Origin of the sequence: Pseudomonas sp. PS02303 (assembly GCF_029959925.1) — a bacterium.
GTDB classification, from domain to species: domain Bacteria; phylum Pseudomonadota; class Gammaproteobacteria; order Pseudomonadales; family Pseudomonadaceae; genus Aquipseudomonas; species Aquipseudomonas mandelii.
The window spans coordinates 1-1,214 of record NZ_JASCOM010000527.1; the positions used below are offsets into that span (position 1 = coordinate 1).

The window sequence follows — 1,214 nt, forward strand, 5'->3', positions numbered from 1 at the left end:
GGCAAGCCTCGCTCCTACAGGGTTCATGTGATCACACCAATTCTGTAGGAGCGAGGCTTGCCCGCGAAGAGGCCGTCAGCCTCAGCAAAAATCCCGGATCAAACCCCGGTCTTCGGCGACTTCAACGAATCGTTGCCTGTCACCGTAGCGGTATGGGTCGCCGCCTCGGCATTCGCCTTCAACTTGCCCAACTCTTCCCCGGCCCGCTCGATCTTCGCCCGAACGTTGTTCATGTCCCGGCGGCTTTTCTCCAGCAGGCTTTTCGCCGAGCTGTGCCCGGTAATCCCGCGAGCCAGGGCGACGCCGCCGATGGCCACCTGGATCAACCCGAAAAACCCGCCGCGACGCAGGCCCTTGCCCATCATCAGCACGCCGCCGGCCAGGGAGCCGACACGTTCCCAGCCGTGAACGTTCTGCTCGGAATGAGTCTGGAACGGGGTGGATTCGATGCGTTCTACGCGCTTGAGTTCGCTCATGATCTGTCTCCTGGCAGGCAAGGCTGCTTCAACAATAGATAGATAAGCTGACTGCCGGGGCGGTCGGCTTGTTCCATCGAATGTGCGGTGATTCAGCGGAATTTTGCCCCGGAGCGGGTGTTGAGACCCTTGGCCATGCGGTCGTAGAGCACGACGTTGACCGTGGCGGCCAGGTTCATGCAGCCAGTGGTCGGGATGTAGACCACGTCTTCGCACCAGTCGCGAATCTCTTTATCCAGCGAACCGTCTTCCGGGCCAAAGATATACAGTGCGCGGTCCGGGTGGGTGTATTCCGGCAGCGAGCGGGCGCCTTCGACCAGCTCCACGGCGACGGGCACACAGCCCAAGGGCAGGATTTTTTTCAAATCGTCGATGCCGATCAGCGGGATGTCGTAGTGGACGCGCTTGGTGTCGGTGACGAAGTCGGCGGCGCGTTCATAACGCTTGCCGGTGTAGAACACGGACGCCACACCATAGCAGCCGGCGGCGCGCATGACCGAGCCGACGTTTTCCGGTGATTTGGGGTTATACAAACCAATGCAGCTGTACCGTTTGTCTGCCACGAGCGGGGTGCCTTCGGGGAAAAAACGGCGATTATACGGGGATTGGGGGAGGGGTGTCCGGTTTGGAGATTGGTGGTGACCGGGAGATTGTCTTCGCGGGCAAGCCTCGCTCCTACAGGGACAGAGTCGATCACAATTGGGTGAACGACATATATCCGTAGGAGCGAGGCTTGCC

2 protein-coding genes are annotated in these 1,214 nt (G+C 60.4%); both read right to left on the reverse strand.

The features are described 5' to 3' along the window. Window positions 1-98 precede the first annotated feature (98 nt). Window positions 99-476: a DUF2892 domain-containing protein gene (locus QMX98_RS34670; protein ID WP_077749174.1), complete on the reverse strand. Its 378-nt coding sequence runs from the start codon at window positions 474-476 to the stop codon at window positions 99-101. Window positions 477-568: 92 nt separating this feature from the next. Beyond that, a complete protein-coding gene (locus tag QMX98_RS34675; RefSeq protein ID WP_010462134.1) occupies window positions 569-1,039 on the reverse strand; it encodes an RNA methyltransferase in 471 nt (156 codons plus the stop codon). Window positions 1,040-1,214: the final 175 nt, after the last annotated feature.